A 20,412-nucleotide genomic window follows, 5' to 3' on the forward strand; every position below is an offset into this window, starting at 1 on the left:
GGTGCGGCCGATCCGCACGGGGTCGAGCATGCCCGACGTCGGTTCAGGGGCGACTCAGGGGGCGCAGCGGGAGGAGCGCGCTCAGGTCGGCGCGGTTGCCGCTGGCGCTGACCGTCCCCTCGGAGACGGCGTCGGCCCAGCTCAGCAGGCCGCTCGCCATCCGCAGCCAGGTGGCCGCGTCGGTCTCCACCACGTTGGGCGGCGTGCCGCGCGTGTGCCGCGGCCCCTCCACGAACTGGACGGCGACGTGCGGGGGCACCCGCAGCTCCACCGACCGGCCGGGCACCTGCTGGGCCAGCCAGCGCGCGCTCGTCTTCACGGCAGCGCCGACGACCGGCCGCGGGGGCTGCTCCGCCTCGCCGGCGAGCCAGGCGCGCACCGGGTCGAGGGCGGCGCGCAGCTCGTCGGCGGGGATCGGGGCGGTGCCGGCCATCAGCTGGTCGGGACGGTGCCCGCCGGAACGGTGAGCGGGGTGCTGTGCTCCGGCCCGCCGAACAGGGCCGGCAGGGTGGCGCTCCAGGCCGCCCGCAGCTCGGCCAGCGGCAGGTCCAGCAGTCCGTCGAGCGCCAGGACGTCGCCGCCCGTCGTCCCCAGCTCGGTGACCGGCACACCGGCCCACCGAGCCGTCTTCTTCACAGCGCCGGGGTCGGCCGTGGTGACGACGACGCGGGCGGTGGACTCGCTGAACAGGGCGGTGAACGCGTCACCGTCGAGGCGGAGCCGGGCGCCGACGCCGTAGCGCAGCGCGGACTCGGTGAGCCCCTGCGCCAGCCCACCGTCGGCGAGGTCGTGCGCGGAACCGACCAGCCCCTCGCGCGCCAGCGCACCCAGCAGGTCGGCGAGCGCGCGCTCGGCGGCGAGGTCGATCGCCGGCGGGCGGCCGCCGAGGTGGCCGTGCACGACGCTCGCCCACGCCGAGCCGCCGAACTCCGGCTTCGTCTCGCCGAGCAGCAGGACCGTCTCCCCCGCCGTCCGCCAGCCGGCGGGCACGCGGCGGCGGACGTCGTCGTGCACGCCGAGCACACCGATGACCGGGGTCGGGTTGATCGCGACGTCGCCGGTCTGGTTGTAGAGGCTGACGTTGCCGCCGGTCACGGGCAGGCCGAGCTCACGGCAGCCGTCGGCCAGGCCGCGCACGGCCTCCGCGAACTGCCACATGACCTCGGGGTTCTCCGGGGAGCCGAAGTTCAGGCAGTTCGTGACCGCCAGCGGCTTCGCGCCGGTGGCGGCGACGTTGCGGTAGGCCTCGGCCAGGTTCAGCTTCGCCCCGGTGTAGGGGTCCAGGCGCGCGTACCGGGCGTTGCCGTCGAGGGAGAGCGCGATGCCGCGGTGGCTCTCCTCGTCGATGCGGACGACGCCGGCGTCCTCGGGCTGGGCGAGGACCGTGTTGCCGCGGACGTAGCGGTCGTACTGCTCGGTGACCCAGCTCTTGTCCGCACCGTCCGGGCTGCTGACGACGGCCAGCCAGTGCGCCTGGAGCTCCGCGCCGGTGGCGGGCCGCGGCAGGCGGGCCGGGTCGTCGGCCTGCAGGGCGTCGAGGTCGGCCGGCCGTGCCATCGGGCGCTCGTAGACCGGGCCCTCGTGGGCGACGGTCCGCGGCGGGACGTCGACGATGCGCTCGCCGTGCCAGTCGACGGTGAGCCGGTCGCCGTCGGTGACCTCACCGATGACGGCGGCGAGCACGTCCCACTTGTGGCAGACGGCGAGGAACGCCTCGACCTTGCCCGGCTCGACGATGGCGCACATGCGCTCCTGCGACTCGCTCATCAGGATCTCGGCGGGCGTCAGGGTGGAGTCGCGCAGCGGGACGGTGTCGAGGTCGACGTGCATGCCGCCGGTGCCGGCGCTGGCCAGCTCGCTCGTGGCACAGGAGAGGCCGGCGCCGCCGAGGTCCTGGATGCCGGTCACGAGGTTCTGGGCGAAGAGCTCGAGACAGGCCTCGATGAGCAGCTTCTCGGTGAACGGGTCGCCGACCTGCACGGCCGGGCGCTTGGCCGGCCCCCGTTGCCCGTCCGCGGAGTCATCGAAGGTCTCCGACGCGAGGACCGAGACGCCGCCGATGCCGTCGCCGCCGGTCCGGGCGCCGAACAGGATGACCTTGTTGCCGACGCCCTCGGCCTTGGCCAAGTGCACGTCCTCGTGCTTCATGACGCCGACGCACAGGGCGTTGACCAGCGGGTTGCCGGTGTAGCACTCGTCGAAGAGCAGCTCGCCGCCGATGTTGGGCAGGCCCAGGCAGTTGCCGTAGCCGCCGACGCCGGCGACGACCCCGGGAAGCACGCGGGCGGTGTCGGGCGCGTCGGCGCGACCGAAGCGCAGCGAGTCCATGACCGCGATCGGGCGGGCGCCCATGGTGAGGATGTCGCGGACGATGCCGCCCACGCCGGTGGCCGCGCCCTGATAGGGCTCGACGTAGCTCGGGTGGTTGTGCGACTCGACCTTGAAGGTGACCGCGAGCCCGTCGCCGACGTCGACGACGCCGGCGTTCTCGCCGATCCCGACCAGCAGGGCGTCGCTCTGCGGCAGGTCGCCGAACTGCCGCAGGTGCACCTTCGAGCTCTTGTAGGAGCAGTGCTCGCTCCACATGACCGAGTACATGGCCAGCTCGGCGGTGGTGGGGCGGCGGCCCAGGATGTCCTTGATGCGGGCGTACTCGTCGGCCTTGAGACCGAGCTCGGCCCAGGGCTGCTCGTCGTCGGGGTGCTGGGCGGCCTGCTCGACCGTGTCCATGCGGGTCACGCGTTCACGACCGCCTTCAGGACGCTGGTGAAGAACCCGAGCCCGTCGGTGCTCGGCCCGGTGAGGTCCTCGACGGCGTGCTCGGGGTGCGGCATGAGGCCGACGACCCGGCCGTTCTCGCTGGCCACGCCGGCGATGTCGCGGGAGCTGCCGTTCGGGTTGCCGTCGACGTAGCGGAAGACGACGCGACCGTCGCCCTCGAGCCGGTCGAGGTCGCGGTCGGCGGCGACGTAGCGGCCCTCGCCGTTCTTGACCGGGATGAGGATGCGCTGGCCCTGCTCGTAATCGCCGGTCCAGGCGGTGTCAGCCCGCTCGACACGGAGCCACTGGTCACGGTTGCGGAAGTGCAGGTGGCCGTTGCGGGTCAGGGCGCCGGGCAGCAGACCCGCCTCGCAGAGCACCTGGAAGCCGTTGCAGATGCCCAGGACCGGCAGGCCGCCCTTCGCCGCGTCGACGACGTCCTGCATCAGCGGCGACCGGGCGGCGATGGCGCCGGCGCGCAGGTAGTCACCGTAGGAGAAGCCACCGGGGAGGACGACGGCGTCGACGTCCTTCAGGTCGTGGTCGGCGTGCCAGAGGACGACGGGCTCGCCGCCGGCGAGCCGCACCGCGCGGGTGGCGTCGACGTCGTCCAGGGAGCCCGGGAAGGTGATGACACCGATGCGCACGGTTCTCTCAGTCCTTGGGGAGATGCAGTTCGACGTCCTCGATGACCGGGTTGGCCAGCAGCGTCTCGGCGATCTGCTTCAGCTCGGCCTCGTCGGGCGTCCCGTCGACCTCGAGCACGAAGTGCTTGCCCTGGCGGACGCTCCGGACGGAGTCGTGGCCGAGCCGGCCGAGGGCGCCGAGGACCGCCTGCCCCTGGGGGTCGGAGATCTCCGGCTTCAGGACGACGTCGACGACCACTCGGGACACGCGGACGAGGGTACCCGGAAGATTTTTCTTCCTTCCGGCCGCCGAGCTGTGCACACTGAGCCGCCTCCTCCCCGACGGGGGCCCTGACCTGGTGAAAGACCGGTCAGGAGCACACCCCGCCGAGGAGTCGATGTGCGTGCGCTCACGGTGGCCGCGGCCGCCGCCCTGGTCCTCCTGCCTGCCGTCCCCGCCTGGGCGGCGCCCAACCAGGCACCGGTCGCCGTGGACGACGTCGCGGACGTGGACAGCATCGGGATCGACCGCGTGATCCCGGCACTGGCCAACGACACGGATCCGGACGGGGATCCGCTCACGTACACGGCCGTCGGTCCAGCCGCCAAGGGCGTCGCCTCCATCGACGCGGGCCGGCTGCTCTACCGCCCGTTCATGTTCGGGACCGGGACCGACTCGTTCACGTACACCGTCTCGGACGGCCAGGGGAACACTGCGACGGCCACCGTGACGGTCACCCTCTGGGCGCGGCTCCCGGCTCCCACGGGCCTCACCATCAGTTCCGCGGATGCGGCCAGCGCCACGCTGGTCTGGCCGGCCGCCCCAGGCGCCGTGCAGTACCGGATCTACCGGAACACCTGGCTCGTCCACACGACCTCGAGCACGACCTGGACGGACACCGGCATCCCCGCCGGCGCCAACTACGACTACCGGATCGCCAGTGTCGACGGAGGTGGGTTCGGCGGGCTCCAGTCGGGTGCCGTCTACCGGGGACAGCAGGCGCGCACCCCCACGGACCTGGCCGTGAGCGTGACCACCGATCCGACGGCGTTGACCCTCACCTGGGCCAACGGGGATCTCGGCCCCTGGAACGTGTACCGGGACGGCGCTCTCGTGGCGACCCCCTCCACGCGGACCTTCACCGACACAGGCCTGGTCACCGGCCGGGCGTACAGCTACCAGGTCCAGACGGCCGGCTACACCTCGCCCACCGCCGTCAACCCACCGAGCGCACTGTCCTCTGCGGTGCGGGGCACCCCGGCCCTCTCCGCCATCGCCCAGCTGGTCGAGCATCGCGACCTCATCAGCTCGCTGGGGCCGGTCACGGTGCCGGAGCGGGCGATCCCGGGCGGACGCCAGCAGGACCACCAGAACGGTCTGGTCCTCCAGCAGGACGGCGAGGATCCGTTCGTCGTCGGCCACGGCGGCTTCCCCGCGGCCTACGCCAAGGTGGGCGGAGCCACGGGCCAACTCGGCTTCCCGATCGCGGACGTGGAGTGCACCGACGTGCGGGCCCAGGGCTGCATCCAGTTCTTCGAAGGCGGCAGCATCGTCCACTCGCGGGCTCACTGGTCGACCCCGGTCGTCCTGCAGGTCATCGAGGACGGCTGGGCGGCCACCGGGTGGGAGGACGGTCCGCTGGGGTGGCCGATCTTCAACCAGCGAGCAACGGCTCGCGGCGTGATCCAGCCGTTCGAGGGTGGCTACGTCCTGTGGACCCCGACCACCGGGTCTCACGGCGTGAGTCAGTCGAGCGGGTTCCTGGACGCCTGGGACTGGGACCTCGTCTACGAGACCGGTCGGCTGGGCTACCCCACCAGCGACATGGCCTGCGGCCTGCGCGCCGCGGGGTGTTTCCAGCAGTTCGAGGGCGGTGCCATCTACTCGTCCCTGAACAGCGGCGTCCACGCGATGTACACCCCGTATCTCGACACCTGGACACAGCACGGATGGGAGAACGGCCGGCTCGGCTATCCGACCGCCGGTGAGGTCTGCGGGTTGATCGGCGGTGGCTGCTTCCAGAAGTTCGAGGGCGGCGCCATCTACGGAAGCCCGGTGGCTGGGAGACACGTGGTCGCCGGACCCGTCTACACCGCCTGGAGCCGCACCGGCTCGGAGAAGGGCCGGCTCGGCTACCCGACGTCCGGAGAGACCTGCGGTCTTCCGGGTGGGGGCTGCTCGCAGTCCTTCCAGGGCGGGGCCCTCTACTGGACCGCTGCCACCGGCGCCCAGGTCTCGGTCGGGGCCATCCGCGACACCTACCTGCGCGCCGGCGGGGTCGCCGGGCGGCTCGGCTACCCCACCACCGGCGAGCACTGCGGGCTGGCCCGCGCCGGCTGCCTCCAGTTGTTCCAGGGCGGCGCCATCTACTTCTCCCCCGCTACCGGAGCCCACGTCGTCCTCGGCGCCATCCGGGGCACCTGGAACAACGCGTGGTCGCAGGACGGCCGACTGGGTTACCCCACCACCAGCGAGATCTGCGGGCTGCGCCGCGGCGGTTGCTTCCAGGAGTTCCAGGGCGGCGCCATCTACTTCTCCCCCGCCTCCGGAGCCCACGTCGTCCTCGGCGCCATCCGCGACACCTGGGCGCGGCAGGGCTGGGAGACCGGCCGGCTGGGCTACCCCACCAGCAGCGAGTTCTGCGGGCTGCGCGGCGGCGGCTGCTTCCAGGAGTTCCAGGGCGGCGCCATCTACTTCTCACCGGCATCCGGAGCTCACGTGGTCCTCGGTGGCATCCGGGACACCTGGGCCCGGCAGGGCTGGGAGACCGGTCGGCTGGGATACCCCGTCTCCGGTGAGAGCTTCTCGGGCGGCGCCTACCGGCAGACGTTCCAGGGCGGCACCATCACGCTCGACGGCCGGGGACCGCGGATCACCTACCGCTGACCGTGCGCCGTCCGCTCACCCGCTCCAGGTGTAGGTGCAGCCGCCCGTCGTCGTCCGGCCCGTCGGGTCGGTGAGCACGGCACTGACCTCGTAGGTGCCGGGCTCGACGTAGGTGTGCGAGAAGATCGCCCCGAGGCGGTCGCTGGTGTCGGTGTACACGTCGCCGTCCCCGTAGTCGATGGTGATTTCGTACGGCGTCGGCGCGCTGATCTGGTGCCCGAACCTCGGTGAGGCGCCGGCGCCGCTGGGGCAGGTGACGGTCATCGCGAGCGCGGCGGCCGCGGGTTCCGCCGCCGGTGGAGCCGATGCAGTGGGGGCGACGGCGGGAGGACCGGCGACCGGAGGACCGACCGGGGGCGGGGTCGTCGGGGTCACCGCCTGCACCTCGGGCGAGACGGAGGAGCCCGCTGTCGACGCGGACGGCGTCGGATCGCCCGCCTGCCCGGCGATGATGCTCCCGACGAGGACGCCCGCGAGCGCCAGTGCTCCGATGACCACTCCGATCTTCTGGTTGCGCTTCCGGCGTGCGGCGCGGGAGGACCGGTTCAGCGGAGCGAGAGGTCTCCGCTCCCGTGCGGCGGACGAACCCAGGCCCTTCAGCGTCTCCGGTTCACGGCCGCCCGCGGGCGCGGCTGCGGGCCGCGTGGACCGGCTCGGGGGCGACCCCTTCGTCGACGCCGGCTTCTTCCGGTTCGCGGGCTGCGACGCGCGCGACCGCGACTTCCGGTTCGGTTGCTTCCGTCCCCGTCCGCCCATCTGGCTGCTCCTCGACCGAGCGTGTGCCCCGCCTTGCCACGGATCGGCGCAGTGTGCACCCCAGGACATTCAGGGGAAACCCCTCCGGGCGCGCTCAGTCGAACGAGGTGCCGGTGAGCTTCTCGTAGGCGGTGACGTAGCGCTCGCGGGTGGCCGCGACGACGTCCTCGGGAAGTTCCGGTGGCGGTGAGACGCGGTCCCAGCCGGACGACGTCAGCCAGTCGCGGACGAACTGCTTGTCGAACGAGGGCTGCACGTCCCCGGGCGACCAGGTGACCGCCGGCCAGAAACGGGACGAGTCGGGGGTGAGCACCTCGTCGCCGAGCACCAGCGAGTCGCCGGACAGGCCGAACTCGAACTTGGTGTCGGCCAGGATGATCCCGGCGTCGAAAGCGATCTCCGCCGCCCGCGAGTACAGGGCGAGGGTGAGTTCGCGCAGCTCGGCCGCCCGCGACTCCCCGACCGCGGTGACGACGGCGCTGAAGTCGATCGCCTCGTCGTGCTCGCCCACCTCCGCCTTGGTCGACGGCGTGAAGACCGGCTCGGGCAGCCGCGAACCCTCGACCAGTCCGGCAGGGAGCGGCACATCGCGGATCGATCCGGTGCGCTGGTACTCGACGGTGCCCGAACCCGAGAGGTAGCCGCGGGCCACGCACTCGACCGGCAGCATCTCCAGCCGGCGCACCAGCATCGCGCGGCCCTCGACCTCGGCCGGCACTCCGTGCTCCGCCAGACCCGGGCCGCTCGACACCAGGTGGTGGGTCGCCCCGAACGACGCCAGCACGGGAGCGAGCTGGTCGAACCACCACACCGAGAGCTGGGTGAGCACCCTGCCCTTGTCGGGGATCGGCGTGGGCAGCACCCAGTCGTAGGCGGAGATGCGGTCGGAGGCGACCAGCAGCAGCCGGTCCTGGCCGGCGTCGTAGATCTCCCGCACCTTGCCGCGGGCGACCAGCGGCAGCTCCACGGCCGGGTCGGAGCTCACGAGAGCGCAGCCAGCCGGTCGAACAGCGGCCCGAGATTGGTCACGTAGCGCTCGGGCCGGCAGATCTCGTCGAGCCGTGCCTCGTCCAGCGTGACCCCGGACGACGACGCCTTGGCCCGCAGCGTCTCGCGGAACGGCGTTCCGCTGTTCCACGTCTCCATCGCGGCCGTCTGGACCAGCGCGTAGGAGTCCTCTCGGGAGAGTCCGCCCTCGACCAGCTCCAGCAGCACCGACGACGTGTAGATGAGGCCGCCGGTCGACTCGAGGTTGGCCCGCATCCGGTCGGCGTCGACGACGAGGTTCTCGACGAGGCCCGTGGTCAGGTGCAGCAGGTAGTCGGTGGTGATCGCGGCGTCGGGGAGGAAGACCCGCTCGGTGGAGGAGTGCGAGATGTCCCGCTCGTGCCACAGCGGGATGCCCTCCATCACCGGCACGATCGCGGCCCGCACCACCCGAGCCAGGCCGGCGATGCGCTCCGAGCGGATCGGGTTCTTCTTGTGCGGCATCGCGCTCGAGCCCTTCTGGCCCGACCCGAACGCCTCCGACAGCTCCCGCACCTCGGTGCGCTGACCGTGCCGGACCTCCAGGGCGATCGCCTCGCAGACCGTAGCGATCACCGCCAGCGCCGACACCCACTCGGAGATGGAGTCGCGCAGCACCACCTGGGTGGAGGCGTCGGCCGGCTTCAGCCCCAGGGCCTCGGCCACGGCGACCTCGACCGAGGGGTCGATCAGCGAGTAGGTGCCGACGGCGCCGGAGATCGCGACGACGCCGACCCGCTCGCGCGCCGCCCGCAGCCGGTCGCGGGACCGGGCGGCGGCGAAGGCGAGGTCCGCGACCCGGTGTCCCCAGACGACGGGTTCGGCGTGCACGCCGTGGGTGCGGCCCACCCGGATCGTCGACCGGTGCGCCAGCCCGTGGTCGCGGAGCGCGGCCACGAGCCGGTCGGCCTTGGCCAGCAGCACGTCCGTCGCGTCGGTGAGCTGCACGGCCAGTGCCGTGTCGAGCAGGTCGGACGACGTCATCCCGTGGTGCACGTAGGCGGCGGCCGAGCGCGGCTCGGTGTTGTCCGCCCAGGCGGTGAGGAAGGCGATGACGTCGTGCTGCGTCGTCTCCTCGATCTCGGCGACCCGCTCCGGCGTCGGCGGGGGCGCGTTGCGCACCGGCTCGACGACGTCGGCCGGGACCCGCCCGGCAGCGGCGTGCGCCTCGAGCACCAGCGTCTCGACGCGGCACCACAGCTCGTACTTGTGCTGGTCGCTCCAGACCCGACCCATCTCGGGGAGCGTGTAGCGCTCGATCATCCGGCCCACCTCGTCGCCATCAGCACGGGCACAGTCTCCCGCAGGCCGGTCAGGGCAGCGCGATCCGCCCCTCGACGGCGCCCAGCGCGATGTCGGTCCGCCAGTGCGCGCCGGCCAGCCGGACACCGGCGACCCGCTCGTAGGCGGCCTGCCGCGCGGCGGCGAGGTCGTCCCCGACGGCCGTCACCGCCAGCACCCGCCCGCCGGCCGAGACCACCGAGCCGTCGTCGGCGAGGGCGGTCCCCGCGTGCAGCACGCCCTCGCCGTCGGCGCCGGTCACCGGGTCGCCGGTGCGTGGCGCCTCGGGGTACCCGGCAGCCGCGACGACCACGGTGACGGCGGAGCCGGCCCGCCACTCCAGCGGTGGGTGGGCGGCCAGCGTGCCGGTCGCCGACGCGTACAGCAGCCCGGCCAGCGGCGTCGCCAGCAGCGGCAGCACCACCTGCGTCTCGGGGTCGCCGAAGCGGGCGTTGAACTCCACCACCCGGACGCCGCGCGAGGTCAGGGCCAGCCCGGCGTACAGGAGGCCGCTGAACGGCTCGCCGCGACGGGCCATCTCGTCGACCGTCGGCTGCAGCACGGTGGCCAGCACCTCGTCGACCAGGCCGGCCGGGGCCCAGGGCAGCGGCGCGTAGGCACCCATGCCGCCGGTGTTCGGGCCGCCGTCGCCGTCGTCCCGTCGCTTGAAGTCCTGCGCCGGCACCAGCGGGCGTACGGTCGTGCCATCGGTCACTGCGAACAGCGAGACCTCCGGGCCGTCCAGGTACTCCTCGACGAGCACCGCTCCTCCCGCGTCCAGCACCGCCTGCCCGTGGGCGACGGCGGCGGCGCGGTCGGAGGTGACCAGCACGCCCTTGCCGGCAGCCAGGCCGTCGTCCTTGACGACGTAGGGCGCTCCGCCGGTGAGCGCGGCGACCTCGTCGAGCGCGGTCTCGAGCTCCGCCGGGCCGCCGACCGGCCAGGCCTGCGCGGTGGGCACCCCGGCGGCGGTCATGACGTGCTTGGCGAAGGACTTGCTGCCCTCGAGCTGCGCGGCCTGCGCCGACGGGCCGAAGCAGGCGATGCCCGCGTCCCGGACGGCGTCGGCCGCGCCCGCCACGAGAGGCACTTCCGGCCCGACGACGACGAGGTCCGCCTGCCAGGTGCGCGCGAGCGCCGCGACGGCGTCGGGGTCGGGGTCGCGGACGTCGAGCGCGAAGGGCTCGGCCAGCTGCCTCGTGCCCGCGTTGCCGGGCGCGCACGCCAGGGCCTCGACGGCAGGGTCGGACGTCAGAGCCACGCACAGGGCGTGCTCCCGGGCACCGGAGCCGATCACGAGCACGCGCACGGGGCGCGAATCTACCGGCGGGGCGACCGGGACGGGTGGGACGACCGTGATCCGGCGCGGCAGCGCCGCAACCAGATCGCAAACCTGTGAAATGAGTCACCGCGGGCATGCGCCGACCCAGGTCAACGCTGTGTCCGTCGAATTGTGCGCAACACGTTCACTTCAGTTCTCCCGGAAGCCACCCGATTAAGGTGTTGTGGGATCCATGCGCGCGACCGAGTCGCTGGCGATGCCGCCCGTGACCCGCCTTCCCCGGCCTGCCGTCATCGGGCACCGTGGTGCCCCCGCCTACCGCCCCGAGCACACGGCCGCCAGCTTCGAGCTGGCGATCGACCAGGGCGCCGATCTCATCGAGCCCGACGTCGTGGTCACCCGCGACGGCGTCCTCGTCGTCCGGCACGAGAGCGACCTCTCGCTGTCCACCGACGTGGCCGAGCACGCCGAGTTCGCCGACCGCCGCAGCACGCGGGTGGTCAAGGGCGAGCCGGTCACCAGCTGGTTCACCGAGGACTTCACCCTCGCCGAGCTGCGCACGCTGCGCGCCGTCGAGCGGATGCCCGCCCTGCGTCCGCTCAACACCGCCTACGACGGCCGGTTCGGCATCCTCACCCTCGCCGAGGTCATCGAGCTGGCCCGCCGCCGCTCCACCCCCGGTCACCGCGTCCAGGTCCTCGTCGAGCTGAAGAACGTCGTGTGGCCCGACGGCGACGGCCCGACCCTGGCGGCCCTGGCCGCCGACGAACTGCGCCGGCTCGGGGTGGCCCACGCGGCCGGCCCGGTGGTGGTGCAGTCGTTCGACACCGCGCTCCTGCGGGAGCTGCGCGAGCGGCTCGGCGACCACGGGCCGCGGCTCGTCCAGCTCGTCAGCGACCAGCCCGTCGGCGACCGGATGGTCACCCGGGCCGGGCTCCGCGAGATCTCGACCTACGCCCAGGGCATCGGACCCAGCCGCAAGCGGATCCTGGAGTCCGCCGGGTCCCGCAACGGCCGGCGCTGCCCTCTGGTGGTCGAGGCCCACCGCGCCGCGCTGTCGGTGTTCTGCTGGACCCTCCGCGCGGAGAACGCGTTCCTGCCCGAGCACCTGCGCAGCGGCGACGAGCCGGGCGAGCACGGGGACTCGGTCGCCCAGGCCCAGGAGCTGCTCGACCTGGGGCTGGACGGTCTGATCACCGACAACCCCGACCACGCGGTCGCCGCCCTGCGGAGCCGCACGCCCCAGTCCGTCGGGGCCTGATACGGGAGCGAGAGCTCAGCGCACCTTCCGGGGCTGCTCCCTGAGCGCCCGGGAGAACGACCGCAACCGGGCGCGTTCCTCCGCCCGCGCGCGGGCGTCCACGCGGAGCAGCTGGCGGTGCGCCTCGGCCTGCAGCTTGCGCCAGGCGGTGAAGCGGGCCGGGTCCAGCCCTCCGTCGTCGATCGCGGCCGCCACCGCGCAGCCCGGCTCACCGCGGTGCCCGCAGTCCCGGAACCGGCAGTCGGCGGCCAGCTCCGCCACGTCGCCGTAGGCCGTCTGCACACCCTCGACGTCGTCGTAGAGCGCCAGTTCCCGCATGCCGGGGGTGTCGATCAGCAGCCCGCCGCCGGGGAGGACGTGCAGTTCGCGGGCCGTGGTCGTGTGCCGCCCGCGCCCGTCCCCACGGATCTCCCGGGTGTCGGCGATCGCACCCCCGGCCAGGGCGTTGAGCAGGCTGGACTTCCCCACCCCGGACGGCCCGACCATGGCCGCCGTGCGTCCCGGCCCGACCAGCGCCCGCAACGCCTCCAGGTGCTCGCCGGTACGTGCGCTGACCGGTAGCACCTCGACGCCGAGGGCGTCCTCGCGCACCGCCCGGACCGCCGCGGCGACGTCGTCGCAGAGGTCGGCCTTGGTGAGGACGACGACCGGGGTCGCCCCGCTGCCCCAGGCGACGGCCAGGTACCTCTCGACGCGGCGCAGCCGCGGGTCGGCGGTCAGCGCGTCCACGACGAGCACGAGGTCGAGGTTGGCCGCCACCACCTGAGCCGCCGAGGCCCGCCCGGCGCCCGTGCGGACGAAGGCCGCGGTCCGGGGCAGGACGGCGACGGCCAACTCCCCGCGCAACGCGACCCAGTCCCCGACGGCGGGACCGGTGGGCTCGTCCGCGTACAGGGCCTGCCCGGGGACGACGCGCCGCTCGCCCGCGCCGTCCAGGACGGTCAGCCGGCCGCGGTCCACCCGCGTGACCCGGGCAGGCGCGCACCCGGCCGGCAGCGCCGCGGCACGCTCGGGCGCCCAGCCCAGTGCGAGGAGTTCCACACGGGGATGGTGGCGCGCGACGGCCCCGCCGTCGCCCGAATAATCAGCCGATCAAGTCGTGGATGACGACGTTCTCGTCGCGGCCCGGGCCCACGCCGATCACGCTGATCCGGGCACCGGCGAGCTCCTCCAGGCGCCGCACGTAGGCCTGCGCGTTCGCCGGCAGCTCGTCGAAGGTGCGGCAGTGCCGGATGTCCTCGAACCAGCCGGGCATCTCCTCGTACACCGGCGTGGCGTGGTGGAAGTCCGTCTGGGTCATCGGCATCTCGTGGTGCCGGACGCCGTCGATGTCGTAGGCGACGCAGATCGGCACGGTCTCCAGCCCGGACAGCACGTCGAGCTTGGTGAGGAAGTAGTCCGTGATCCCGTTGACCCGGCTGGCGTACCGCGCGATGACGGCGTCGAACCAGCCGCAGCGGCGGTCGCGGCCGGTGGTCACGCCCACCTCGCCGCCCTGCTTGCGCAGGTACTCGCCCCACTGGTCGTGCAACTCGGTGGGGAACGGGCCGGAGCCGACGCGCGTCGTGTACGCCTTGAGGATCCCGACCACCCGCTCGATGCGGGTGGGCCCGATGCCGCCGCCGACGGCGGCGCCGCCCGCGGTCGGGTTCGACGACGTCACGAACGGATAGGTGCCGTGGTCGACGTCGAGCAGGGTGCCCTGCGACCCCTCCAGGAGCACCCACTCGCCGGCGTCGAGCGCCTTGCCGAGCAGCAGCCGGGTGTCGGCGATCCGGTGCTTCAACACGTCGGCGTACGCCGCGTACTCGGAGACCACCTCGTCGACGTCGATCGCCTTGCGGTTGTAGACCTTGACCAGGATCTGGTTCTTCTCCTGGAGCGTGCCCTCGAGCTTCTGCCGGAGGATCGAGAGGTCCAGCAGGTCCTGCACGCGGATGCCGGTACGGGCGACCTTGTCGCCGTAGGCCGGGCCGATACCGCGGCCCGTGGTGCCGATCTTGCGCTTGCCCAGGAACCGCTCGGTGACCTTGTCCAGGGCACGGTGGTGCGGCATGATCAGGTGCGCGTCCGAGGAGATGGTCAGGCGCGAGGTGTCCACGCCCCGCTCCTCCAGGCCCGCGAGCTCCCGGATCAGCACCTCCGGGTCGATGACCACGCCGTTGCCGATGACCGGCGTGCACCCGGGCGTGAGGATGCCGGACGGGATCAGGTGGAGGGCGTACTTCTCGCCGTCCGGGGTGATCACCGTGTGGCCGGCGTTGTTGCCGCCCTGGTAGCGGACGACGTAGGGGACGCGGCCACCGAGCAGGTCGGTGGCCTTGCCCTTGCCCTCGTCGCCCCACTGGGCGCCGATCAGCACGACTGCCGGCATCGGAGGTGGTTCTCCCTGGTCTCGTCGGGGTGGCGGGGTGGGTCGGTCGCTCGGTGGCGGGGTGGGTCGGTCGCTCGGTGGCGGGGTGGGTCGGTCGCTCGGCGCGGAGGGTCGCTCCTCGCCACCCGTGGATCGGCGTGGTCCGGATGGCAGGGTATCCGCATGGGTTCGGTCGAGCTGGATCTGCGGCGGCTGGCGGCCGGTGAGGCACCTCGCGCGGCCGCCGTCGCGGGGGCCGCGGACGCGTCGTCGGTGCTCGTCCGCGGACCGGTCGCGGGGCTGTCGGCGGTGCTCGCGGTGCTGCTCAAGGCCGGGCGCACCGCGGAGGTGCCCGTGTCGTGGGAGCCGGGCGGCGACAAGGACTCCACCGGCCTGGCCCGCGACCTCGGCATCGGCTCCGGCGCTCCGCGGGAGCTGACGCTGGTCCGCGACGACCACGGCGGCGTGCTGCTGCACCACGGCCGCATCGAGGCCGACGGTGACGGGCGCCGCTCGCTGAGCCGCCGGCTGGGCCTGCAGGCGCACCACGACGACATCCGGGTGGCCGACGGCGAGATCACCCGGATCGACGTCCGCCCCGACTGGACGGCGGTCGACACCATCGGCGTCACGGTGATGACCCTGCCGCTGCGCCCCACCCGCCGGACCAGCGGGCGGGCGCTGCAGGTGGCGTGCGACCCCGCCCGCGTGCTCCGGGACGGCGTCCGGTTCACCCGGCCCGTGCACCGCTGGACCTGGTACGCCGACGACCGGGTCCGCTGGCTGCTGCACCCCTGAACGGCACCTCCCGGGGGTCGTGGACACTGTGGGTCACGCTCGTCGAGGAGGTCCCGCTGCCGTCGTCCCCGCGTACCGCCGGACCGCGCCCGTGATGGTCGAGCTGCCCGGGCACGGGATCTCCCGTGTCGCGACGCCGCGGACCACGTGGGGCCGCTGGGTGCTGGCCCGGCCGAGCCTGCCCGCGCTGATCGGCCTGGTCCTCGTCGTGGCGTTCTTCGGCGCGCAGGCGCCGGAGCTGCTGGGCACCGCCGGGCTCGCCGACGTCCTCGACGTGGCGGCCACGCTCGGCATCGGTGCGGTGGCCGTCGCGCTGCTGCTCGTCGCAGGCCAGTTCGACCTGTCCGTGGGCATGCTGGCGCTCGCCTCGTCGGCCCTGACCGCCCTGCTGATCCACCACGCCGGGTGGGGCATCTGGCCGGCCCTCGCCGCCTCGTTCGGCGGCGCCCTGCTGATCGGTCTGGTCAACGGGGTGCTGGTCGTCAACACCGGGCTGCCCAGCTTCCTGGTCACCCTGGCGTCCTTCCTGGTCCTGCAGGGGACGACGCTCGCCGGGATGCAGTCCATCGGCGGATCGACGCGGATCGAGGGGCTCGACGACGCCCCGGGCTGGGCCTCGGCCGCCACGCTGTTCGGTTCGACGACGCAGCTGGGTGACGGCCGGTTCCGCGTCTCGCTGCTGTGGTGGCTGGGCGTCACCGTCGTGGCGACGTGGGCGCTCTGGCGGACGAAGTTCGGCAACGCCGTGTTCGCCAGCGGCGGCGCGCGCACGGCGGCCCGCGAGCTGGGCGTCCCGGTGCGCCGCACCACCGTGTCGCTGTTCTGCCTCAGCGCCATCGCCGGGTGGCTCATCGGCACGCTGGGGCTGGTCCGGTTCGCCGGGGTCGAGGTGAGCAACTCGGGGCTGTCGACCGGCATCGACTACATCGTCATCGCCGTGCTCGGCGGCTGCCTGCTCGCCGGGGGCTACGGCTCGGCGTTCGGCGCGGCGATCGGGGCGCTGCTGTACGCCGTCGCCCACGAGGGCATCGAGCTGGTCGGCTGGGACGCGCCCTGGTTCCGGGCGTTCCTCGGCGTCCTGCTCCTCGTCGCCCTGCTCGCCAACGGCGTGGTGGGGCACCGGCTGAAGGGGGTGCCCCGCTCGTGACGACGGATCTGCCGGCAGCCCCTCCGCCGGGCCTCGAGCTGCGCGGGGTGACGGTGCGCCACGGCAGCGTGCCGGCGCTCTCCCGGGTGAGCGCGCTGTTCGCCGCCGGCGAAATCGGCTGCGTGCTGGGGGAGAACGGTTCGGGGAAGTCGACGCTGGTGGCCCTCCTGTCGGGACTGCTCCGGCACGACGAGGGCGAGCTCCTCGTCGGCGGCACCCCCATGCGCTTCCGCTCCCCCCGGCAGGCGCGGGCCGCGGGCATCGCCACGGTCTGGGAGGACCTCGCGGTCGCGCCGCTGCTCTCCGTCTGGCGCAACTTCTTCCTCGGCGCCGAGCCGACCGTGGGCAGGTGGCCGCTGCGCCGGCTGGACCTCGACACCGCGCGCGAGACCACGGCCCGCGCGATGGCGCGGGTCGGCGTGCCCGGCCTGGATCCCGACCAGCCCGCCAGCCAGCTGCAGGCCGGTGAACGGCAGAGCCTCGCGGTGGCCCGCGCGCTGCACTTCGGCGCCCGCGCGCTGATCATCGACGAACCGACGACGGCGGTGACCGTGGCCCGGCAGACCCTGTTCGGGCAGGCCATCCTCGCCGCCCGCGCCCAGGGGCTGGTCGTCGTCGTCGTGACGAACAACCCGCGCTACGCCCACCTCATCGGCGACCGCTTCCTGCTGCTGGCCGGCGGCCAGGTGGCCGGCAGCCTCACGCGGGAGGACGTCGACGCCGACTCCCTCACCGCGCTGATGGCCGGCGGCGACCAGCTGGGCATCCTCACCGACGCGCTGACCGCCCTGCACCCCGAGCTCGGCGAGCGCTGAGGCGACGCACGTGAGCGGCCCTCCCGAGGATCGGGGAGGGCCGCTCACGTGTGGTGTCGGTGTCGTCCGGGCCGTAGGGCCGGATCGACCGGCGACGCCCCGGGGCCCTGGAGATCAGGGTCCGGGGCTCGCTCAGTTGAAGATGCTCACCCCACCGGGACCGACGAGCAGTCCGACGATGATCAGCACGATGCCCCACAGCAACTGACCGCGGACGATCGAGACGATCCCGGCGATCACCAGGATCGCGGCGAGGATCAGCAGCAACGTCGTCATGCGCTGGCTCCGTTCGTGCGGGCGCCTGGACGGCGCCGTGCACTCACAGTGATGACTATCACGATCAACTCGGAAACCCACGCTGTGGAAACCCGAGGTCAGCGGCCTGCAGGTCTCTCCGGGTAGCCGTTACCGAGGGTCACACTCAGGGAGCGAGGGTGGGGTCGCAGTCGCGGAGCAGCTGGGTGCAGCGCTCGTGCTCGTCGTGCTCGCCGATGGCCTCGGCGGCCTTCGCCAGCACCGTGACGCAGCGCAGGAAGCCACGGTTGGGCTCGTGCGACCACGGCACCGGCCCGAAGCCCTTCCAGCCGTTGCGGCGCAGCGCGTCCAGCCCGCGGTGGTAGCCGGTGCGGGCGTAGGCGTAGGCCTCGATGGTGTCGGAGAGCTGCCGCTCCGACCGGTTCAGCGCCTCCTCGGCCAGCTCGGCCCACAGAGCGCTGACGGTCGGGTGGTGGGCGACGACCTCGGCGGGCGTCGCCCCCTGAGCCAGTTCGGCGTCGGCCTCCGGAGTGGCCGGCAGCAAGGTCGCCGGCGGCTCGCCCAGCAGGTTGCCGTGGGAGTGGCTCATCAGGCGGCCTGCGACTGACCGGCCGAGAGCAGGTGCTCGCAGGCCTCGACGATGCGGGCGGCCATGCCGGCCTCGGCGGCCTTGAGGTAGCTGCGCGGGTCGTAGGCCTTCTTGTTGCCGACCTCGCCGTCGATCTTCAGCACGCCGTCGTAGTTGGTGAACATGTGGGCGGCGACCGGCCGGGTGAAGGCGTACTGGGTGTCGGTGTCGACGTTCATCTTGATGACGCCGTAGGAGATCGCCTCACGGATCTCGGACTCCGAGGAGCCCGACCCACCGTGGAAGACCAGGTTGAACGGCTTGGCGCCCTCGCCCAGACCGAACTCCTTCGCCACGACGTCCTGACCCTGCTTGAGGATCTCCGGGCGCAGCTTCACGTTGCCCGGCTTGTAGACGCCGTGCACGTTGCCGAAGGTCGCCGCCAGCAGGTAGACGCCGCGCTCGCCGAGGCCGAGCTTCTGCGCGGTGCGCAGGAAGTCGCCGTCGGCGGTGTAGAGCTTCTCGTTGATCTCGGCGACGACGCCGTCCTCCTCGCCGCCGACGATGCCGATCTCCAGCTCGAGCACGAGCTTGGCCGCCGCGGACTTCTCCATGAGCTCCTCGGCGATGTCGAGGTTCTCGCCGAGCTCGATGGCCGAGCCGTCCCACATGTGCGACTGGAAGAGCGGCTCCTGGCCGGCGTCCACCCGGTCCTGCGACAGCGCGATCAGCGGGCGGACGTAGCCGTCGAGCTTGTCCTTGGGGCAGTGGTCGGTGTGCAGCGCGACGTTCACCGGGTACTTCTCGGCGACGACGTGGGCGAACTCGGCCAGCGCCACCGCGCCGGTGACCATGTCCTTCACCTTGGTGCCCGAGCCGAACTCGGCGCCGCCGGTGGAGAACTGGATGATGCCGTCGCTGCCGGCGTCGGCGAAGCCGCGGAGAGCCGCGTTGATCGTCTCCGACGAGGTGCAGTTGATCGCCGGATAGGCGAACCCGCCCTCCTTGGCCCGACTGATCATGTCGGCGTAGACCTCGGGGGTCGCGATGGGCATGCTCTGCACTCCTCCGGAGAAGCGGGTGTACGGCGCTGTACGTCGGTGATCAGTATCCCGCCGGCGCGCTCACGCCGGTGCGCCGGGGCTGACCCCGTGACCCCACGGTGGTGGGGAGGACGACCGGACGGGTGACGTCGACCTGCGGTCAGCCGGTCTCGATGCGGCTGGAGACGCGGGCGGCCACCGCGACGGGGTCGTAGGTCGGCGAGAACGGCGGGGCGTAGGAGAGGTCGGAGCCGGCCAGCTCCTCCGCCGTCATCCCCGCCCAGATGGCGGTGGCCAGGACGTCGATCCGCTTCGCGCTGCCCGGTCCGCCGACGAGCTGCGCCCCGATGAGCAGCCCCGAACCGCGCTCGGTGATCAGCTTGACCGCGATCGCCTCGGCACCGGGGTAGTAGCCGGCCCGGGTGGTCGCCTCGATCGTCTCGCTGCGGTGGTCGAAGCCGGCCTCCTCGGCCTGCGTGGTGCACAGCCCGGTGCGCGCGATCTCGAGGTCGCCGACCTTGGTGGCCGCCGTCCCCAGGACACCGGCGAAGCGGGCCGGCCGCCGGCCGATGACCGAGCCGGCCACCCGGCCCTGCTTGTTGGCGTGCGTGCCGAGGGCCACGTGGGCGGCCTCGCCGGTGATCCGGTGGAAGGTCTGCGCGCAGTCGCCCGCGGCGAAGACCTCCGGGTGGGAGCGGCTGCGCTGGGTGTGCGCGACGTCGATCCCCCCGGTGACGCCGATCTGCAGTCCTGCCTCGCGGGCGAGCTCCGTCTCCGGTCCCATCCCCAGACCCAGCACGACGAGATCGGCGTCGTAGCTGCCTGCGTCGGTGCGGACCGCGCGCACCACGCCGTCGGCGCCGGTCTCGATCTCGCGCACCGGCTGCTCGGGCTGCACATCGATGCCGATGTCGCCCATGGCCTTGCAGACCCGCTCGGCCATGTCCCGGTCCAGCTGCGCCATGGGGAGCGGGTCGGCGAGGACGACGGTGACCGACAGCCCGCGGGCCTGCAGCACCTCGGCCATCTCCAGGCCGATGTACCCACCGCCCAGGACGACGGCCCGCCGCGCCCCGGCAGCGATCGCGGCCCGGATGTCGGCGCCGTCGGCCAGCCGGTGGACCCCGAAGACGCCCTCGGCGTCCAGGCCGGGCACCCGTGGGCGGAACGGGCGACCGCCGGTGGCGACCATCAGGTCGTCGTACCCGAACCGCCGCCCGTCCGAGGCGCGCACCTCTCCCGCCGACAGGTCGATCTCCTCCGCGCGGACGTGCGTGTGCACCGTGATGTCGTCGGCCTCGAACTGCGCCGGCGTACGGGCGAGCAGCGCGTCGCGGTCCGGGACCTGCCCGCCGATCCAGTACGGGATCCCGCAGGCGGAGTAGGAGATCTCCGGGCCCTGCTCGAGGACCACGATCTCCAGGTCCTCCGCGGGCCGCAGCCGCCGGGCCTGCGCCGCGGCCGACAACCCGGCGGCGTCCCCGCCGATGACGACCAGCCGATCGGTGCTCACGGCCACAGCGTGTCACCAGGTACCGGCGCTGGCACGCGGCG

At 73.2% G+C, this 20,412-nt stretch carries 19 protein-coding genes; 5 read left to right on the forward strand and 14 right to left on the reverse strand.

The window, feature by feature from the left end; all coding sequences use genetic code 11:
• Positions 1 to 43 precede the first annotated feature (43 nt).
• From BN344_RS12155 to purS, 4 genes are read right to left on the reverse strand one after another with little or no spacing between them, the layout of a single operon-like run.
• Positions 44 to 433 (reverse strand): sterol carrier family protein, encoded by a 390-nt coding sequence (locus BN344_RS12155; protein WP_040338690.1) that lies wholly within the window; start codon positions 431 to 433, stop codon positions 44 to 46.
• The gene (purL, locus tag BN344_RS12160; RefSeq protein WP_051515931.1) at positions 433 to 2,730 is read right to left on the reverse strand and encodes a phosphoribosylformylglycinamidine synthase subunit PurL; all 2,298 of its coding nucleotides are present in this window, start codon (positions 2,728 to 2,730) and stop codon (positions 433 to 435) included. The genes BN344_RS12155 and purL overlap by 1 nt, the downstream gene beginning before the upstream one ends.
• 5 nt (positions 2,731 to 2,735) lie before the next feature.
• A complete protein-coding gene (gene purQ, locus BN344_RS12165) occupies positions 2,736 to 3,407 on the reverse strand; it encodes a phosphoribosylformylglycinamidine synthase subunit PurQ (RefSeq protein WP_166518232.1) in 672 nt (223 codons plus the stop codon).
• Positions 3,408 to 3,414: 7 nt separating this feature from the next.
• Complete coding sequence (purS, locus tag BN344_RS12170) at positions 3,415 to 3,654, reverse strand: phosphoribosylformylglycinamidine synthase subunit PurS (RefSeq protein WP_040338692.1); 240 nt, start codon at positions 3,652 to 3,654, stop codon at positions 3,415 to 3,417.
• A 132-nt stretch (positions 3,655 to 3,786) separates the two neighbouring features.
• On the opposite strand from purS, the gene BN344_RS19100 reads away from it, so the two are divergent.
• Positions 3,787 to 6,273 (forward strand): Ig-like domain-containing protein, encoded by a 2,487-nt coding sequence (locus tag BN344_RS19100; protein ID WP_051515837.1) that lies wholly within the window; start codon positions 3,787 to 3,789, stop codon positions 6,271 to 6,273.
• 15 nt (positions 6,274 to 6,288) lie between these two features.
• Here the strand turns inward: BN344_RS19100 and BN344_RS12180 are convergent, their stop codons facing one another.
• The 4 genes from BN344_RS12180 to purD all read right to left on the reverse strand — a co-directional run bounded on the left by BN344_RS12180 (position 6,289) and on the right by purD (position 10,645).
• Positions 6,289 to 6,771 carry a PKD domain-containing protein gene (locus BN344_RS12180; RefSeq protein WP_155858857.1) on the reverse strand — a complete coding sequence of 161 codons (483 nt, stop codon included), beginning with the start codon at positions 6,769 to 6,771 and terminating at the stop codon, positions 6,289 to 6,291.
• Between the two features lie 352 nt (positions 6,772 to 7,123).
• Positions 7,124 to 8,014 carry a phosphoribosylaminoimidazolesuccinocarboxamide synthase gene (locus tag BN344_RS12185; protein ID WP_040338694.1) on the reverse strand — a complete coding sequence of 297 codons (891 nt, stop codon included), beginning with the start codon at positions 8,012 to 8,014 and terminating at the stop codon, positions 7,124 to 7,126.
• Positions 8,011 to 9,318 (reverse strand): adenylosuccinate lyase, encoded by a 1,308-nt coding sequence (purB, locus tag BN344_RS12190; protein WP_040338695.1) that lies wholly within the window; start codon positions 9,316 to 9,318, stop codon positions 8,011 to 8,013. Before purB ends, BN344_RS12185 begins: the two co-directional genes overlap by 4 nt.
• A gap of 49 nt (positions 9,319 to 9,367) precedes the next feature.
• A complete protein-coding gene (gene purD, locus BN344_RS12195) occupies positions 9,368 to 10,645 on the reverse strand; it encodes a phosphoribosylamine--glycine ligase (protein ID WP_040338696.1) in 1,278 nt (425 codons plus the stop codon).
• Between the two features lie 205 nt (positions 10,646 to 10,850).
• Between purD and BN344_RS12200 the strand changes: the two genes are divergently transcribed.
• Entirely contained in the window at positions 10,851 to 11,879 is a 1,029-nt protein-coding gene (locus tag BN344_RS12200) for a glycerophosphodiester phosphodiesterase family protein (RefSeq protein ID WP_040338697.1), read from the forward strand.
• A 15-nt stretch (positions 11,880 to 11,894) separates the two neighbouring features.
• Here the strand turns inward: BN344_RS12200 and rsgA are convergent, their stop codons facing one another.
• Positions 11,895 to 12,920, reverse strand: coding sequence for a ribosome small subunit-dependent GTPase A (rsgA, locus tag BN344_RS12205; protein ID WP_040338698.1), 1,026 nt, complete (start codon positions 12,918 to 12,920; stop codon positions 11,895 to 11,897).
• A gap of 43 nt (positions 12,921 to 12,963) precedes the next feature.
• Entirely contained in the window at positions 12,964 to 14,253 is a 1,290-nt protein-coding gene (locus BN344_RS12210; RefSeq protein WP_040338699.1) for an adenylosuccinate synthase, read from the reverse strand.
• Between the two features lie 162 nt (positions 14,254 to 14,415).
• Here BN344_RS12210 and BN344_RS12215 point away from each other — a divergent pair, with 162 nt between their 5' ends.
• From BN344_RS12215 to BN344_RS12225, 3 genes are all read left to right on the forward strand, one after another.
• Positions 14,416 to 15,030, forward strand: a complete 615-nt coding sequence (locus BN344_RS12215; RefSeq protein ID WP_040338700.1) for a hypothetical protein — start codon at positions 14,416 to 14,418, stop codon at positions 15,028 to 15,030.
• Between the two features lie 94 nt (positions 15,031 to 15,124).
• Positions 15,125 to 16,177 (forward strand): ABC transporter permease, encoded by a 1,053-nt coding sequence (locus tag BN344_RS12220; protein WP_040339182.1) that lies wholly within the window; start codon positions 15,125 to 15,127, stop codon positions 16,175 to 16,177.
• The gene (locus tag BN344_RS12225; protein ID WP_081788573.1) at positions 16,174 to 16,992 is read left to right on the forward strand and encodes an ATP-binding cassette domain-containing protein; all 819 of its coding nucleotides are present in this window, start codon (positions 16,174 to 16,176) and stop codon (positions 16,990 to 16,992) included. The genes BN344_RS12220 and BN344_RS12225 overlap by 4 nt, the downstream gene beginning before the upstream one ends.
• A 132-nt stretch (positions 16,993 to 17,124) precedes the next feature.
• Here the strand turns inward: BN344_RS12225 and BN344_RS20305 are convergent, their stop codons facing one another.
• The 4 genes from BN344_RS20305 to BN344_RS12240 form a co-directional block, all read right to left on the reverse strand.
• A complete protein-coding gene (locus BN344_RS20305; protein ID WP_166518233.1) occupies positions 17,125 to 17,268 on the reverse strand; it encodes a GPGG-motif small membrane protein in 144 nt (47 codons plus the stop codon).
• Positions 17,269 to 17,413: 145 nt separating this feature from the next.
• On the reverse strand, positions 17,414 to 17,836 hold the full coding sequence (locus BN344_RS12230; protein WP_040338701.1) for a DUF3151 domain-containing protein: 423 nt from the start codon (positions 17,834 to 17,836) through the stop codon (positions 17,414 to 17,416).
• Entirely contained in the window at positions 17,836 to 18,870 is a 1,035-nt protein-coding gene (gene fbaA, locus BN344_RS12235; protein ID WP_040338702.1) for a class II fructose-bisphosphate aldolase, read from the reverse strand. The genes BN344_RS12230 and fbaA overlap by 1 nt, the downstream gene beginning before the upstream one ends.
• 148 nt (positions 18,871 to 19,018) lie before the next feature.
• Positions 19,019 to 20,371, reverse strand: a complete 1,353-nt coding sequence (locus BN344_RS12240; protein WP_040339184.1) for an FAD-dependent oxidoreductase — start codon at positions 20,369 to 20,371, stop codon at positions 19,019 to 19,021.
• Positions 20,372 to 20,412 lie beyond the last annotated feature (41 nt).

Origin of the sequence: Candidatus Blastococcus massiliensis AP3 (genome assembly GCF_000582785.1) — a bacterium.
Classification (GTDB): domain Bacteria; phylum Actinomycetota; class Actinomycetes; order Mycobacteriales; family Geodermatophilaceae; genus Blastococcus; species Blastococcus massiliensis.

Bases quoted from the DNA above. Each gene is read 5' to 3' on its own strand.
- BN344_RS20305 (WP_166518233.1), bottom strand. From the start codon at position 17,268: ATGACGACGTTGCTGCTGATCCTCGCCGCGATCCTGGTGATCGCCGGG.
- BN344_RS12200 (WP_040338697.1), top strand. From the start codon at position 10,851: ATGCGCGCGACCGAGTCGCTGGCGATGCCGCCCGTGACCCGCCTTCCC.
- BN344_RS12230 (WP_040338701.1), bottom strand. From the start codon at position 17,836: ATGAGCCACTCCCACGGCAACCTGCTGGGCGAGCCGCCGGCGACCTTG.
- BN344_RS12155 (WP_040338690.1), bottom strand. From the start codon at position 433: ATGGCCGGCACCGCCCCGATCCCCGCCGACGAGCTGCGCGCCGCCCTC.
- BN344_RS12215 (WP_040338700.1), top strand. From the start codon at position 14,416: ATGGGTTCGGTCGAGCTGGATCTGCGGCGGCTGGCGGCCGGTGAGGCA.
- BN344_RS12220 (WP_040339182.1), top strand. From the start codon at position 15,125: ATGGTCGAGCTGCCCGGGCACGGGATCTCCCGTGTCGCGACGCCGCGG.
- BN344_RS12210 (WP_040338699.1), bottom strand. From the start codon at position 14,253: ATGCCGGCAGTCGTGCTGATCGGCGCCCAGTGGGGCGACGAGGGCAAG.
- purL (WP_051515931.1), bottom strand. From the start codon at position 2,730: ATGGACACGGTCGAGCAGGCCGCCCAGCACCCCGACGACGAGCAGCCC.
- purB (WP_040338695.1), bottom strand. From the start codon at position 9,318: ATGATCGAGCGCTACACGCTCCCCGAGATGGGTCGGGTCTGGAGCGAC.
- fbaA (WP_040338702.1), bottom strand. From the start codon at position 18,870: ATGCCCATCGCGACCCCCGAGGTCTACGCCGACATGATCAGTCGGGCC.